The sequence below is a fragment of the Erythrobacter sp. genome, from assembly GCF_038133525.1.
In the GTDB taxonomy this organism is placed as follows: domain Bacteria; phylum Pseudomonadota; class Alphaproteobacteria; order Sphingomonadales; family Sphingomonadaceae; genus Qipengyuania.
Map to the genome: position 1 here is coordinate 59,511 of NZ_JAYPTL010000007.1, position 13,390 is coordinate 72,900.

Below are 13,390 nucleotides of genomic sequence, written 5' to 3' on the forward strand. Positions count from 1 at the left end.
GGCAGGAGAGTCGAATGGCTGGGGCAGTGAGGAAAACTCTGGCCGCTTCAATCATGATCGTCTGCGCGTTGGCCCTGCCGATGTCCGCATCGGCATCGGCGCGAAACCCGACTACCCGGCCCAACATTGTCCTGGTTGTCGTCGACGATGCCGGGTTCATGGATTTCGGCGCCTATGGCGGCGATGCCCGCACGCCGACTATCGATGGGTTGGCGACCCGTGGGACGGCGCTGTCGCGCTACTACACCTCACCCCAATGCGCCCCTTCGCGCGCGATGCTGCTCACCGGGATGGACAATCATAGTTTGGGAATCGGCTCGATCGTCGAGATGCTCTCGCCTGAAATGCGCGGACTGCCCGCCTATTCCATGCGCCTTCGTCCCGCGGCCCGGACACTGGCCGAAGTCCTGCAAGACGCTGGCTATTTCACCTTCGCATCAGGCAAATGGGGCATAGGGGAGATCGGCCAGAGCCTGCCGGACAAGAACGGATTCGAGCGGTCATACGTGCTCGACGCCACCGGCGCCGACAATTGGCAGGAACGGCCCTATCTGCCGCTCTATTCCACGGTTGAGTGGTTTGAGGACGGCAAGCCCACCACGCGCCGGAATAACGACTACTCATCGAAATTCATTGTCGATCGCGCCATCGAATATCTCGACCAGGCTGCCGAGGACCGCCCGGTTTTTGCCTATGTTGCCTTCCAGGCGATCCATATTCCGATCCAGGCCCCGACAGCGGACATCGACCGCTATAATGGCACCTTCGATCAGGGATGGGACAAGTTGCGGGCCGAGCGCTTCGCGCGCGCCAAGGCAGCTGGCCTCGTCCCGCAACACGCGGCCATGCCAGCCATGCCGGCCAGCGCGCGCAAATGGGCCAGCCTCGACACCGGGGAACAGGCTTACGCGGCACGCGCGATGCAGGTGAATGCAGCCATGATGGAAGCCATGGATCGCGAACTTGGCCGCTTGCTCGCGCACCTTGAAGCGCTGGGCCGGCTCGACAATACGATCATCGTCGTCACCTCCGACAACGGTCCCGAATATAACGATCCGGCCAACGCTTCACCCTTGTTCAGAGCCTGGATGGCGATGATGGGGATCACAAATGCCACGCGGGCGCTCGGCGGCCCCGACAGCCTCTCGGCAATCGGCTCAGAATGGGCCGCAAGTTCCTCTATCCCGTTCTCGCTCTACAAGTTCCATTCTTCCGAAGGCGGCCTGCGCGTTCCCTTGATCATCGCCGGGCACGGGGTTCCTGCCCGTGGTTTTGTCGCAGGTAGGTCGCATGTGTTCGATGTCATGCCGACATTGCTGGCGCTTGCCGGAATCGATGGTGCCGACCCCACCGGCAAGGCTCCCGCGCTGCATGGGCGCGATCTCTCTCCGCTCCTGCGAGGCGAAAGCACAGAAGTTTACCGCGACGATGAAGGCACGAATTTCGAAGTCGGCGGCAATGCAGCACACTACGAAGGCGACTGGAAGATCCGCCGCATGCCCCCGCCGCAGGGCACCGGCAAATGGGAACTGTACGATCTCGCTAGCGATCCCGGTGAAACGGAAAACCTCGCAGACAGAGAGCCGGAACGGACGGCCGGGATGATAGCGGCCTATCATGCCTACGCCCAGAGGGTCGGTGTCTATGACAATCCCGATTACAGTCCCCTACGACAGGTGACGATCAACAATCTGAAGGCTGGTGCGCGAAATTACCCCCTGCTGACGCTGATGGTAACGCTGGTCACGACGGGCCTGCTGCTCGCCATCGGCTTCATCACCCGCCGCGTGATCCGTGCCCTGCGTGCTCGCCGAACTGCATTGGAGCCTACCGAATGACCTACACCCTCTATGGCATGGCCGCTTCGCTCTACACGGCGCGTGCGCGGTCATACATGCGGACTAACGCTGTACCCTTCGTCGAAGTGAAGGCGGGCGGAGAGGAATTCGTCGGGCAAGTGGTCCCACTAATCGGGCGCTGGATCATTCCGGTGATCAAGACGCCCGAAGGTGCGATCATCCAGGACGGCGTCGATATCATAGATCACCTCGATGGCGCGGGATTCAGCAAATGGGCCATCTACCCGGAGGCACCCGCGTTGCTGGTCGTCGCACACCTTTTCGAGTTGTTCGGCTCGCACGGCCTGTTGCGACCGGCGATGCATTATCGCTGGAACTTCGATGCGCAGAACCTTGCCTTCCTGCGCAATGGCTTTCGCGATGTGCTGCCGTCGGGCCTGCCGGCGGAAGCGGAGGATGCAGTGTTCGAACAGGCCAGCGGCCGCATGCGGCAGGCCGCGGTGGCATTTGGGGTAACCCCGGAGACATACACATTGGTCGAAGAGCGCTATCGTCTCTTCCTCGCTCTGTTTGAACAGCATTTGCGTGCCCATCCCTTCATCCTGGGTGGGCACCCCACAATCGCTGACTACGGCATGATCGGCGCGATGCACGCACATCTGGGCCGTGACCCCGTACCGCTGCACTTGATGCAGACCACTGCCCCCAACGTCTTTCGCTGGGTCGAACGGATGACCATGACCGAAAGCTTCGTCGACGAAAGTTTCGCGAGAGCTGCCGGCGAGCTGTTCGATCCCGACGCGCTGCCCGAGACGCTTCTGGCCTTGATGCGCTTCGTGGCGGAGGATTACCTCATCGAGCTCGCGGCGCATGTCGAGCGCGCCAATGCGTGGCTGGCGGATCAAGATAGTGCAGCGCTCGATTCCGCCTTTGACGCTCACGAACAGGCAAAGGTGCTAGGCGTCGCGCCCTTTGACTGGCACGGCGCGCGTATCGCGACGGTCGTACTGCCCTATCGCTTCTATCTGCTGCAACGACTGCAGGAGGCCCATGTTGCTACCCCGGAGGCCGAACGGCAGAAAATCGAAACTCTGTTCGAAGAAACCGGCCTTAGAGAAATCCTCGCCCTGCGAACCAACCGCAGGGTTGAACGGATCGATAATTGCGAGGTTTGGGGCCAAACATAGACTACTCAGCGCGTCAAGAATGGCTGCACCCTGATGTCGAGCTGACCCACGAGACCGGCCACGCGGTCTTGCACGATCCGCTCGCATTCCTCACTCACGATCATCGCTTGGAACGCGGCGTTCGAGGGGTATTCGACCAGCGCAAAGCTATCCCACTGCTCCTCGACTTCACCCACCAGCAGGCCCGAAATCGCACCCCCGTAGACGAAGCGCCCGTCATGCGCGGCGACCAGCTTGATGACTTCGCACCCGGAGAGCGCATTGGCCCGGCGCAACACGTATTTGTTCTCGTCAGCTCTCAATCTGGCCTTCCGTGAATGGGGTGCCCCCACCGTAAGGCAGGCCTTAGGAAAGCAGTAGAGTGGGTAGGACTCGATTGAGAGAAAGCTAAGCAGCGTGCTGGAAGCAACGGCTGAAAGGATGAGACAGTGCGCTGCCAGATCGCGATGAGCGAAGAACTCGGCCTTTGAGGCGTGCCGAGCTATCGCTTGCGAGGCGGCGCCAGTGATGAAGATTTGTGCGCGTGGAGCCAAGATTGCTTGTGGCTCATCGCTGCGGGAATACGGAGGTTCGGCAAAAGCGCTGGAATTGTGGCATAGTGAGTGCCACGGAGTGACCCGAACAGTTAGAGGACGGCATGCCCAAGGGGAACAATGCACTAGTAGACGCGCTTCAAGCCGAAGCGCCGTCAAGCGATGGCCGTCGTGCCCGAAGCCAGGCCAGCCGATCCAAGATTATCAAGGCGATGATGGACCTAATCGAAAGCGGCGATCCGGACCCCAGCACGGCCATCGTGGCGAAAAAAGCCGGGGTCGGGCTACGCTCCCTTTTTCGCCACTTCGAGGACAAGGACGCGATCTACCGCGAAATGGATGCGATCCTGATCAAGGCCTATCGACCAATTATCGAGGCACCTTACCAGTGCGATGATTGGCAGGATCGGTTGATGGAGCTGATTAATCGGCGCTGCAAAGTGAACGAGGCGATAGCTCCCTATCGAATTTCTACCACGGCCATGCGTCGGCGGTCGCAGTTCCTGAAAGAGAACTTCCAACGTCTGCATGATAAAGAAAAGGCGCGGTTGAATTCGGTCCTACCCAGCCATTTGCACACGGATACCCCTCATGGCCGTTCGATCCTCGTCGCGATGAGCTTCGATACCTGGCGGATGCTGCGAGAAGATGAGCACATGTCCGTCAAAGCCACGATCGACGCGGTCAAGCAGATGGTCAGAGAGGTAGTCGCCCGCTCACATAGCTGATCGTACTGCACTCAATGCTTCTGATCTAGGTGATCCCCGTCGAGAGCGTCGGGCACTATCGAAGGACCCAGCACTGCTCATGTCGTTCAGGTCACCGATCAGGATGCGATTGCTCATGCGGAATGAACTGGCATGGGCCTGCCAAGCGAAGCGCAGTGGGAATAACCCAGCCTGACAGGGCCGAAAGACGCGTTTGGCAAGCCGCAGGTAAACTATTATCAAGGCCTCTTCCCGCAGAAGGATCTCGGAGAAAACGTATCTCTTTCAGGAGCGTGACTTAGTCACGGATTACATCGGTTTCTGGGTGGTCGACAACAAACGAGATGTCCCCAGAAAATGGGTCTGCTCTCCTTTCCGTTTACGATGCACGCGCTCTGGACACAGGCGTCGACTTCAATTATCGGCATTATTAGTGTTAATACATGACGGCGAGATATCTATGGACTTCCTGCGCACCCCCGACAGCCGATTTGAAAAACCTAGCCGGCTACGACTTTGAGCCGAATTACACCGAGATAACTGCTGACGATGGAACCGCTTTGCGGTTGCATTATCTCGATGAGGGTCCGCGGGGTGGGGAAATCATCCTGTGCATGCATGGGCATGCCATCATGGTCCTATCTTTATCGCAAGATGATCCCGATCCTGACCGATGCGGGCTATCGTGTGATAGCGCCAGACCTGATTGGTTTCGGCAGATCAGACAAGCCGACCAGTATCGACGATTATTCTTATCAACGGCATGTCGACTGGATGAACGAGTGGTTTCGGGCGATGGATTTTTCGGACGTGACCTTGGTGTGTCAGGACTGGGGCGGGCTGATTGGCCTACGAGTGGTGGCCGATAATGTCGATCGGTTCGCCCGGCTGGTGATCGCCAATACGGGGTTGCCCTCATCAGAAAAGGTGACGCCAGAGACCGCCACGATGCTGAGCATGATCTATGCGACGATCCGCTACCAGATTCCAACATGGTCTCGGAGCAGTTCCGGGCGGGTTCTCCCATAACTTTCCTGTATTTGGTTAAACACGCTGCCGAATATCCGGATTTCTCGGTCGGAGACGCCTTCGGTCTCTTGTCGAATATCAGGGGCGAGCAGGTACTGGCTGGTTACACCGCACCGTTTCCCGACGACAATTACATTGCTGGCGTGCGCAAGTTCCTATCTTGTGTACCCCTGTTGGAACACCATCAGGCAGACTGCGATGCAAACGATCGGGCTTGGGCGGTGCTAGAAGCGTTCGATCGCCCCCTGCTGACGGCATTCAGCGATGGGGGCCCTGTGACCAAAGGAGGCGAGGCCGAGTTCCAGCAACGTGTGCCTGGCGCCGAGTCAGTGAAGCATACCACCAACACGGGGGGCCGCCATTTCCTGCAGGAGGATCAGCCCGAACAGCTTTCCCATTCCATCATCACCTTCATGCGAGACTGAGGGAACTTGCAATGAAAGTTGTCAGCCAAGTGATGCCTTCGCAGGAACAAATGCAAGAGTTCTTCGGCTCTGGTGACAATGGCCCCTTCGTGATGGCCAACCTACTCAAATTCAAAGCCACAGCGGAATAGGCGGATGGTCGTCAGACTGATCTGAGCGGGGCCGACGCCTATGCAATGTACAGCGCTGCTGTCCCAGATCGCATTGCAGATGTCGGTGGATCGCCAGGATTTTCCGGATCGGTAGTGGGCCTTCAGTTGGGTGAAGTCGAAGAAACCTAGAGCATGGTTGCCTTGGTCGAATACCCCTCACTCGAAGCATTTCGTCCCATGATGATGTCTCCCGAATATCAGAAGATCGCTGTGCACCGCCGCGCGGGTCTTGAGGGCCAGTTGAACATTCGAGCGAAGGCCCACACGCTCGATCAATAAGAGAGATCGGAGACGAACAAGCTAGCCCCCTGTTTGTCGGCGTGCCGCTGCTCGCAATCGCTGGTTTCACCTTGGCCCAACCGTCAATCGTCAAGGCTGGCGGACGCAACTATTTGCTGTTCACCCTGCTTGTCGTGGTCTTGTTTGTGCAACCACGGCGTACCTTGAGCCGGCGGCGAGTAATTCACCCCGCGAGTTGTCCCGCAGATCGGGCGCTGGATAATTCCGAAGATTAAGACGCCCGAAGGCAAAATCCTGCAGGAAGGGCAGACATCATCGACCATCTCGACGCGACAGGTCTTCGCGCGATGCTCGACCTGCGCACCGCCCGCAAGATCGAACGGATCGACAATCGCGAGGTGTGAAGTCACGCCTAACGCGCGGAGAAGGGCTGGACCCTTATATCGAGCTGGCCTGCGAGGCCGGCCATTCGGTGCGGCAAGATCTTCTGGTAAGCCTCTCCCTCGATCATCGCTTGGAACGCCGCGTTCGAAGGGTATTCGACCAGCGCAAAGCTATCCCACTGCTCCTCGACTTCACCCACCAGCAGGCCCGAAATCGCACCCCCGTATACGAAGCGCCCGCCATGCGCAGCGACAAGCTTCATGACCTCGCGACCGTACAGAGCATAGGCCTCAACCCCGCTGAGCCCGCGATCGCCGTCCGGATACTCCGCGCGAGCTCGGAACTTAAGCAGGTTAACCATGGCTAGCGGGCCGTCCCGCGCCACATCGAAGAACGTCTCCGCCTGCCCATCCAGCGGCGCGATCTGATTGATGACTTTCATCGCCTTCCCCTTGCTATGCTGCACGCTCGTTTGTCAGGTCAGAACCAAGAAAGTCCACTAGCAGGGAGTTGACCGTCTCGGGCGCATCGCGCTGCAGCCAGTGACCGGCATTGCGGACAAGCTCGAAACGGAACGGACCATCAACGAACCGGCCGGTTTCACGCATTGGCCGTTCGGTAATGTAAGGATCACCCTCTGAGGCGACCCCGAGAACCGGCACACCGGTGCAATGTGGCACGTCACGCTGGCGGAACATGCGGATATTGGCGCGATAATAGTCGATCCCGGCGGTTAGCCGCCCCCGGCGCGACAACCGGTCGACCGCTCGCTGTGCTTCTTGCGGCGTTCTGGCCATGGCGCGAACCATGCGCCAGTTCCGGCCACGCATCAGCCATTCGCCCAAACCCCGGATCTGGAACAGGAAGATGTAATAGCTCTTCAGCATCTGCCGCAGGCCACCTGCGCCAAGCGCGGCTGGGTGGCCCACCGACAAGGCTACATAACGCTCGATCCGCTCGGGATGGGCGATCGCCAGCCGCCAGCCGATCAAGGCGCCCCAGTCATGCGCGACCAGCAAGGCTTTGGCGATGCCAAAGTGGTCAAGCACGGCGATCATGTCGGCAACGAGGCGATCGATGCGAAAATCAGCGACGCTGGCCGGGATGGACGAGTTTCCACACCCGCGCGTGTCCGGAGCAATGACGCGGTAACCTGCCGCGACCAGCGCGGGGACCTGATTCTCCCAGACCTCGTGATCGTCAGGAAAGCCGTGGATGAGAAGCACGGAGGGGCCTTCACCCGTGACGTGCACGGCAAGCTCAACATCACCTGAAATGACACGGTGCTCTTCCATGACCATCCCTTTGCCAATCCCGTCACCTGCGGGGCGGAAACTGCTTGCCTTGTTAATTTGGCATTATATGTGTCATTATAATTATCGTCAAGCTGGAGAGCGCACGCTTGCCTCGATCTATCAATTGGCCATTATCCCGGCCCATGGGCAGCACACTGACACGGCGAATGGCATTGGTGGTGGCAGCAGCGGCCACGCTGACGGCGTGCAGCGGTGCTACCAACGCCACTGACCAGCCGCACTCGCCCCAGAACGCCACTGACTTCGCCACCAGCGCGCACTGCCCGCGTCCGCCCGACAATCCTGTCAAAGTTGCCGGTGGCTCGTTCATCATGGGCAGCGACGCGGTCTACCCGGCGCAGGAAGGCCCGCCGCGCGAAACCAGCGTGCCCGGCTTCTGGATCGACCCGCACGAAGTATCCAACCGTCAGTTCGCCGGTTTCGTCAAGGCAACCAACTATGTCACCGTGGCGGAAGGGTCGGTCGATCCGGCAATATTCGGCGTCCCACCCGAACACATCCCGCCGGCATTGCTCCAGCCGGGCTCGGCCGTTTTCTCTCCTCCAGACAGGCCGTCTCACAACTACAGTGACTGGTGGACCTACGTCCCAGGGGCGAATTGGAAGAAGCCATACGGGCCGCAAGGTCCCGATGCCCAGCCAGACCAGCCCGTTGTCCATCTAGCATTCGACGACATGCAGGCCTATGCCGCATGGAAGAATGGGCGGCTTCCGACTGAGGCCGAATGGGAATTTGCCGCCAGCGCCGGCGCGGAAAAATATACCGAACAGCCAGCGCCCGCCCGCGCCAATACCTGGCAAGGCCTCTTTCCCGTAAACAATCAGGCGAGCGATGGCTTCAAGGGCATTGCGCCCGTCGGCTGCTTCGAGCCTAACGCTTATGGTCTTTACGACATGATCGGCAATGTCTGGGAGATGACTGCCGATTTCTATCGGCCAGGACACGATCCGAAGGATCATGAAGATCCTCGAGGGCCAACCGAGAACGCCGCTTACGATCCGATGAGTCCCAATCTGCCAAACCGGGTCATGAAGGGCGGCAGTTACCTGTGTGCACCCAATTATTGCCAGCGCTACCGCCCAGAAAGCCGCCATGGTCGCGACCCCGGCCTCGGCGCATCGAATGTCGGCTTCCGTCTGGTATATGATAAGCCCCCACCGGATCGCGGCAACCGACCGGAGTGACTGCACCAACGAACGCGGAAGTTACCGTAAGTCTGACCGCGACTGATCTCCGATGAGGGAGTGACGCCACGCCGCGTAGAACCCACGGTGGAAAGCCAAGCAGCCAACGTGGCGCACTCGTGCATAGCGCTTCAGCGAGTTCCAGATCGGCTCCCACACAGGTTTTCTTACACACATCTTCTATTATCGCTTGTGCGCTGATGAGTTCGGATAGTGCTGGCGGCCCGTGGCGGAGAGGGAGGGATTCGAACCCTCGATACGGTTGCCCGTATACCGCATTTCGAGTGCGGCGCATTCGACCACTCTGCCACCTCTCCGCATGTCGGGTGCGCTTGCGGGCGCGGGGCCCAGGTCGAAGCGAGGCGCGCCGATTAGCCGAGCCCCCTTCCCTTGCCAAGCCCCTTTGCATGCGAAATCGGGGGATGGTCCCGCCGCACAGCTTGTTTCCGTGCCGCAGCGCACCATATTGTCGTGGAAGATGGAACGCGCTCAGTTTTTTTCCGCCCAGGCGGGTCGCACGATAGATGCCCCCCGTCGCCTGCAAACCCGCTTCGCTATCGGTGACGTAGTCAGGCACCGGGTTTTCGACTTCCGCGGCGTGATCTTCGATATCGACCCGGTCTTCGCCAATTCCGAAGAGTGGTATGCGGCGATCCCGGAGGATATTCGCCCGGATCGCGACCAGCCGTTCTATCACCTGCTCGCCGAGAGCGACGACAATACCTATGTCGCCTATGTCAGCCAGCAGAACCTGATCGGCGATTCCCGCGGCGGACCGGTCGAGCACCCTGACGTGCATGTCTATTTCCAGCAGTTCGAGAACGGGCGCTACCGGATGCGCCGCAGCCTGACGCACTGAGCCTTGTGCGGCCCGCGCCGCCGGCGTCAGTTCTTGATCTTCCAGCCCGACTTGAGCAGCCGATAGGCGATCAGTGCCAGGAAGCCGTTGAATGCCAGCAGGCCCAGCGCCGCGCCCGCCACATGCGCGGCATCGCCGATGTCGCTCTGGCCAAGGAAACCGTAGCGAAAACCCGAAATCACATAGAAGAACGGGTTGGCGCGGCTGATCGCCTGAAACACGCCATGCAGGTTCTCGATCACGTAGAAGGTGCCGGAAAGCATTGACAGCGGGGCGATCACGAAATTGGTCACCGCGGCATTGTGGTCGAACTTCTCTGCCCAGATCGAGGCCATGAGGCCCAGCAGCGCCAGCATGGCAGCGCCCATCAGGCCGAACCAGATTACCGCCCAGGGGTGCGCTGCCGCGAGGCTGACGCCAGGGTAGAGCAACATGGCCAGCGCCACGGTGCAGCCAACGGCAACCGCGCGGGTCACTGCTGCGGCGACAATGCCGGTCATCAGCTCGCCTTCGGACAGAGGCGGCATGAGCAGGTCGATAATGGTCCCCTGGATCTTGCCCGAAAGCAGCGAGAAGGAGGAATTCGCGAAGGAATTCTGCATCATCGCCATCGCGATCAGGCCGGGCGCGACGAAGGTCGGGAAGTTCACGCCCAGCACTTCGCGTCCACCGCGCCCCAGTGCGACCGAGAAGATCACAAGAAAGAGCAGTGTGGTGACCGCCGGGGCCCAGATTGTCTGCGTCTGGACCTTGAGAAAACGCCGGACCTCCTTAATATAGAGGCTCCACAATCCCACGCGGTTGATCCCGGTGATTACCGGCTTGCCGCGCTCGGGAAAGCGACCCATTCTTCCGGTATCACCCTCGGCACGCGGGGCATCGGGCTGCCCAGCAGCGGAAGGCATGGGTTGGACTTGATCGGCCATGGCTGCGCGCCTAGGGCCAAGCACCCCGTCTTGGCAAGCGCCGGGCGGGCAGAAGGATACAGGATTCGCGAATGAGCTGGACCGACGAACGGATCGCAACACTCAAGAAAATGTGGGAGAGCGGCTCTACCGCCAGCCAGATCGCCGACGAACTCGGCGGGGTCAGCCGCAATGCGGTGATCGGCAAGGCGCATCGCCTCGGCCTGAAATCGCGCCCATCGCCGGTGAAGGCGAACGAGAAGAAGCCGGTCAAGGCCAAGCCGGTCGCGGTGAAGCCGATTGCCAAGCCGGTGACTGCGAAGCCGGTTGCCAAGCCAGTTGCGAGCGCACCCGCCAAACCTGCCGATGCTCCGGCACCGAAGGCCGATTCCGCGATCCCATCGCAGCCGCTGCCCAACCGTTCTCCCGACATGCCCAAGATCGTTTCGGTCGGCCCGGGTGGCTTCCTGCGCCAAGGCCCTGGCGACCAGCAGGCGCCGATCCCGCCCGCACCGCCACGCCGCCTGGTGCCCGCGAAGCCCGATCCGTCGATCGCCGACAAGACCAGCCTGCTCGACCTCAACGACAAGGTCTGCCGCTGGCCGATGGGCCACCCGGGCGAGCCCGATTTCCACTTCTGCGGGGAACAGGTGAACCCTGGCTTCCCTTATTGCGTCGAGCACTGCGGTCGGGCCTATCAGGCACAGCTGCCGCGCGGCGCGCGGCGCCCACCTCCGCCGCTTCCGTTCGGCGGCCCGCGGGTTCGCTGATCGAATTCCCCCAAAGGCCCGGTGGTCACAGGACTGCCGGGCCCTTTTATTGCGACCACAGGAGAGAGACACATGGCGCTTACCCTTCACGAAGCCTTCGTCCCCAGCTGCCAGCAAGTGCTTGGCGGCATGCAGGCACTGGTCAACAAGGCCGAGGCCTTTGTGCAGGAACAGGGCTTGACCGACGCCGACCTGATTGAAGCCAAGCTCTGCGACACCATGTGGCCGCTACCGCAGCACGTGCGCAGCGTATGGGTCCACTCAGCCTATGTGATATCGCAGCTGCCGACCGGCGAATTCTCACCTGACTTTACCGAACTTCCGCAGAGCTGGGACGCGATGCGGGCCCAGCTCAAGGCTGCGCAGGATGCGCTGGCGGCGGTTACGGTCGACGAGCTCGAGGCGATTTCTGACAGCACGATCGGCTTCGTGCTCGGCGGCAAGCGACTGATGGAATTCACCGGGCAGAACTTCCTGCTCAGCTTCAGCCAGCCGAATTTCTATTTCCACGCGACGACCTTCTACGACATCCTGCGGATGAAGGGCCTGGAGATCGGCAAGCGCGACTTCATGGGCATGCCGCGGATCAAGACCGCCTAGCGCTTGCGGGCGAACCAGATGGTGTGGCGCGGCCCCTTATTGTTGGGTCGCGCCCGCACTTCGCGCACTTCGACGTCGAAGCCGCATTCCTTTAGGCGGACAGTGAACTTGTGGTCAGGCGCGGCAGACCAGACCGCCAGGATGCCGCCGGGCCGCAGCGCATCGCGCGCCTTGCCCAGCCCAGTCTTGCTGTAGATGCGAAAATTCGCGTCGCGCACGATCCCGTCGGGACCGTTGTCGACGTCCAGCAGGATCGCATCATATTTCTCGGTGGTGCCATCATTGGCATCGTCGATCAGCGCCGCAACATCGCACAGGACGATCTCCCCCCGGGGATCGGAAAGACTGTCTCCGGTGAGCTCCGCCAACGGGCCGCGTGCCCAGTCGAGTATCTCGGGAACTATCTCTGCGACCGTGACCGATCCGCCATCGGACAAGTGCGCCAGCGCAGCACGATAGGTGAAGCCCATGCCATAGCCACCGATCAGCACGCGCGGTCGCTTGGCCGAGAGTTCGGCCAAGGTCAGCACGGCAAGCTGCTCTTCCGAGAATTGCATGCGCGTGCCCATCAACTCATCACGACCGAGCATGATGATGAAATCGCGCCCATGGCTGACAAGCGTAAGCGTCTCCCCATCGGGTATCTGAGCGGTGGCGATTGTCTCGCGCGGCAGCATAGCTATTCTCCAAAAGCAAAGGGGCCGCAGGCGAACCCGCGGCCCCTTCCCTAAAGCCTAAGGCAGGATCAGTCCTTCAGGAAGTCCGGCACGTGGTTGTCGCCGCCGCCTTCGCGATCACGACGCGGTCCACGGTCACCACGACCACCACGGTCGCCACCACGGCCACCGCGATCGCCACGTGGGCCACGCCGGTCACCACGATCGCCGCGCGGTTCACGCGGTTCGCGGGGCGGACGGGTGTCTTCCAGCTCTTCGCCGGTTTCCTGGTCGACCACGCGCATCGACAGGCGGACCTTGCCGCGATTGTCGATCTCGAGGACCTTGACCTTCACTTCCTGGCCTTCCGACACGACGTCGGTCGGCTTCTCGACGCGCTCGTTCTTCATTTCGCTGACGTGGACGAGACCGTCCTTGCCGCCCATGAAGTTCACGAAGGCACCGAAGTCGACGATGTTTACGACCTTGCCGTTGTAGATCTTGCCGACTTCCGGCTCTTCCACGATGCCCTGGATCCAGGCCTTCGCGGCCTCGATCTGCGACAGGTCGGACGAGCTGATCTTGATCACGCCTTCGTCGTCGATGTCGACCTTGGCGCCGGTTTCGGCGACGATCTCGCGGAT

Annotated in this window: 17 protein-coding genes and 1 tRNA gene; 10 read left to right on the forward strand and 8 right to left on the reverse strand. The window is 60.7% G+C overall.

The features are described from left to right. Positions 1-14 precede the first annotated feature (14 nt). Positions 15-1,838, forward strand: a complete 1,824-nt coding sequence (locus AAFM29_RS03220; RefSeq protein ID WP_341711391.1) for an arylsulfatase — start codon at positions 15-17, stop codon at positions 1,836-1,838. Then, positions 1,835-2,986 (forward strand): glutathione S-transferase C-terminal domain-containing protein, encoded by a 1,152-nt coding sequence (locus tag AAFM29_RS03225; RefSeq protein WP_341711392.1) that lies wholly within the window; start codon positions 1,835-1,837, stop codon positions 2,984-2,986. The genes AAFM29_RS03220 and AAFM29_RS03225 overlap by 4 nt, the downstream gene beginning before the upstream one ends. A 5-nt stretch (positions 2,987-2,991) precedes the next feature. On the opposite strand, the gene AAFM29_RS03230 is transcribed toward AAFM29_RS03225, so the two are convergent. Next, positions 2,992-3,288, reverse strand: coding sequence for a hypothetical protein (locus AAFM29_RS03230; protein WP_341711393.1), 297 nt, complete (start codon positions 3,286-3,288; stop codon positions 2,992-2,994). Positions 3,289-3,623: 335 nt separating this feature from the next. Between AAFM29_RS03230 and AAFM29_RS03235 the strand changes: the two genes are divergently transcribed. From AAFM29_RS03235 to AAFM29_RS03250, 4 genes are all read left to right on the forward strand, one after another. Further along, complete coding sequence (locus AAFM29_RS03235) at positions 3,624-4,247, forward strand: TetR/AcrR family transcriptional regulator (protein WP_341711394.1); 624 nt, start codon at positions 3,624-3,626, stop codon at positions 4,245-4,247. A 633-nt stretch (positions 4,248-4,880) separates the two neighbouring features. Next, positions 4,881-5,255, forward strand: a complete 375-nt coding sequence (locus tag AAFM29_RS03240; RefSeq protein ID WP_341711395.1) for an alpha/beta fold hydrolase — start codon at positions 4,881-4,883, stop codon at positions 5,253-5,255. Continuing rightward, complete coding sequence (locus tag AAFM29_RS03245; protein ID WP_341711396.1) at positions 5,219-5,680, forward strand: hypothetical protein; 462 nt, start codon at positions 5,219-5,221, stop codon at positions 5,678-5,680. The genes AAFM29_RS03240 and AAFM29_RS03245 overlap by 37 nt, the downstream gene beginning before the upstream one ends. Positions 5,681-5,964: 284 nt before the next feature. Next, positions 5,965-6,111, forward strand: a complete 147-nt coding sequence (locus tag AAFM29_RS03250) for a DUF1330 domain-containing protein (protein ID WP_341711397.1) — start codon at positions 5,965-5,967, stop codon at positions 6,109-6,111. An 83-nt stretch (positions 6,112-6,194) separates the two neighbouring features. On the opposite strand, the gene AAFM29_RS03255 is transcribed toward AAFM29_RS03250, so the two are convergent. The 3 genes from AAFM29_RS03255 to AAFM29_RS03265 are packed head-to-tail and all read right to left on the reverse strand — an operon-like array spanning position 6,195 to position 7,751. Continuing rightward, positions 6,195-6,482, reverse strand: coding sequence for a hypothetical protein (locus tag AAFM29_RS03255; protein WP_341711398.1), 288 nt, complete (start codon positions 6,480-6,482; stop codon positions 6,195-6,197). 2 nt (positions 6,483-6,484) lie between these two features. Continuing rightward, a complete protein-coding gene (locus tag AAFM29_RS03260; protein WP_341711399.1) occupies positions 6,485-6,898 on the reverse strand; it encodes a DUF1330 domain-containing protein in 414 nt (137 codons plus the stop codon). 13 nt (positions 6,899-6,911) lie between these two features. Further along, on the reverse strand, positions 6,912-7,751 hold the full coding sequence (locus AAFM29_RS03265; RefSeq protein ID WP_341711400.1) for an alpha/beta fold hydrolase: 840 nt from the start codon (positions 7,749-7,751) through the stop codon (positions 6,912-6,914). A 143-nt stretch (positions 7,752-7,894) separates the two neighbouring features. Between AAFM29_RS03265 and AAFM29_RS03270 the strand changes: the two genes are divergently transcribed. Next, on the forward strand, positions 7,895-8,956 hold the full coding sequence (locus AAFM29_RS03270; RefSeq protein WP_341711401.1) for a formylglycine-generating enzyme family protein: 1,062 nt from the start codon (positions 7,895-7,897) through the stop codon (positions 8,954-8,956). Positions 8,957-9,183: 227 nt separating this feature from the next. Here AAFM29_RS03270 and AAFM29_RS03275 read toward each other — a convergent pair. Further along, a tRNA-Ser gene (locus AAFM29_RS03275) sits at positions 9,184-9,273 on the reverse strand. A gap of 161 nt (positions 9,274-9,434) precedes the next feature. Here AAFM29_RS03275 and hspQ point away from each other — a divergent pair. Beyond that, positions 9,435-9,815 (forward strand): heat shock protein HspQ, encoded by a 381-nt coding sequence (gene hspQ, locus AAFM29_RS03280; protein WP_341711402.1) that lies wholly within the window; start codon positions 9,435-9,437, stop codon positions 9,813-9,815. A gap of 26 nt (positions 9,816-9,841) precedes the next feature. Here the strand turns inward: hspQ and AAFM29_RS03285 are convergent, their stop codons facing one another. Then, positions 9,842-10,741 (reverse strand): ABC transporter permease, encoded by a 900-nt coding sequence (locus tag AAFM29_RS03285; RefSeq protein ID WP_371830706.1) that lies wholly within the window; start codon positions 10,739-10,741, stop codon positions 9,842-9,844. Positions 10,742-10,812: 71 nt separating this feature from the next. Between AAFM29_RS03285 and AAFM29_RS03290 the strand changes: the two genes are divergently transcribed. Next, the gene (locus AAFM29_RS03290; RefSeq protein ID WP_341711403.1) at positions 10,813-11,490 is read left to right on the forward strand and encodes a GcrA family cell cycle regulator; all 678 of its coding nucleotides are present in this window, start codon (positions 10,813-10,815) and stop codon (positions 11,488-11,490) included. A gap of 72 nt (positions 11,491-11,562) precedes the next feature. Further along, on the forward strand, positions 11,563-12,090 hold the full coding sequence (locus AAFM29_RS03295; RefSeq protein WP_341711404.1) for a DUF1993 domain-containing protein: 528 nt from the start codon (positions 11,563-11,565) through the stop codon (positions 12,088-12,090). On the opposite strand, the gene AAFM29_RS03300 is transcribed toward AAFM29_RS03295, so the two are convergent. Together AAFM29_RS03300 and AAFM29_RS03305 are read right to left on the reverse strand one after the other, a co-directional pair. Beyond that, positions 12,087-12,767, reverse strand: coding sequence for a spermidine synthase (locus AAFM29_RS03300; RefSeq protein WP_341711405.1), 681 nt, complete (start codon positions 12,765-12,767; stop codon positions 12,087-12,089). The genes AAFM29_RS03295 and AAFM29_RS03300 overlap by 4 nt on opposite strands. Before the next feature lie 68 nt (positions 12,768-12,835). Then, on the reverse strand, positions 12,836-13,390 hold a 555-nt coding region (locus tag AAFM29_RS03305; protein ID WP_341711406.1), incomplete at its 5' end, for a S1 RNA-binding domain-containing protein.

Coding starts and splice junctions, on each gene's coding strand:
- AAFM29_RS03220 (WP_341711391.1), top strand. CDS start 15: ATGGCTGGGGCAGTGAGGAAAACTCTGGCCGCTTCAATCATGATCGTC.
- AAFM29_RS03225 (WP_341711392.1), top strand. CDS start 1,835: ATGACCTACACCCTCTATGGCATGGCCGCTTCGCTCTACACGGCGCGT.
- AAFM29_RS03235 (WP_341711394.1), top strand. CDS start 3,624: ATGCCCAAGGGGAACAATGCACTAGTAGACGCGCTTCAAGCCGAAGCG.
- AAFM29_RS03240 (WP_341711395.1), top strand. CDS start 4,881: ATGATCCCGATCCTGACCGATGCGGGCTATCGTGTGATAGCGCCAGAC.
- AAFM29_RS03245 (WP_341711396.1), top strand. CDS start 5,219: ATGGTCTCGGAGCAGTTCCGGGCGGGTTCTCCCATAACTTTCCTGTAT.
- AAFM29_RS03250 (WP_341711397.1), top strand. CDS start 5,965: ATGGTTGCCTTGGTCGAATACCCCTCACTCGAAGCATTTCGTCCCATG.
- AAFM29_RS03260 (WP_341711399.1), bottom strand. CDS start 6,898: ATGAAAGTCATCAATCAGATCGCGCCGCTGGATGGGCAGGCGGAGACG.
- AAFM29_RS03265 (WP_341711400.1), bottom strand. CDS start 7,751: ATGGAAGAGCACCGTGTCATTTCAGGTGATGTTGAGCTTGCCGTGCAC.
- AAFM29_RS03270 (WP_341711401.1), top strand. CDS start 7,895: ATGGGCAGCACACTGACACGGCGAATGGCATTGGTGGTGGCAGCAGCG.
- hspQ (WP_341711402.1), top strand. CDS start 9,435: ATGGAACGCGCTCAGTTTTTTTCCGCCCAGGCGGGTCGCACGATAGAT.
- AAFM29_RS03285 (WP_371830706.1), bottom strand. CDS start 10,741: ATGGCCGATCAAGTCCAACCCATGCCTTCCGCTGCTGGGCAGCCCGAT.
- AAFM29_RS03290 (WP_341711403.1), top strand. CDS start 10,813: ATGAGCTGGACCGACGAACGGATCGCAACACTCAAGAAAATGTGGGAG.
- AAFM29_RS03295 (WP_341711404.1), top strand. CDS start 11,563: ATGGCGCTTACCCTTCACGAAGCCTTCGTCCCCAGCTGCCAGCAAGTG.
- AAFM29_RS03300 (WP_341711405.1), bottom strand. CDS start 12,767: ATGCTGCCGCGCGAGACAATCGCCACCGCTCAGATACCCGATGGGGAG.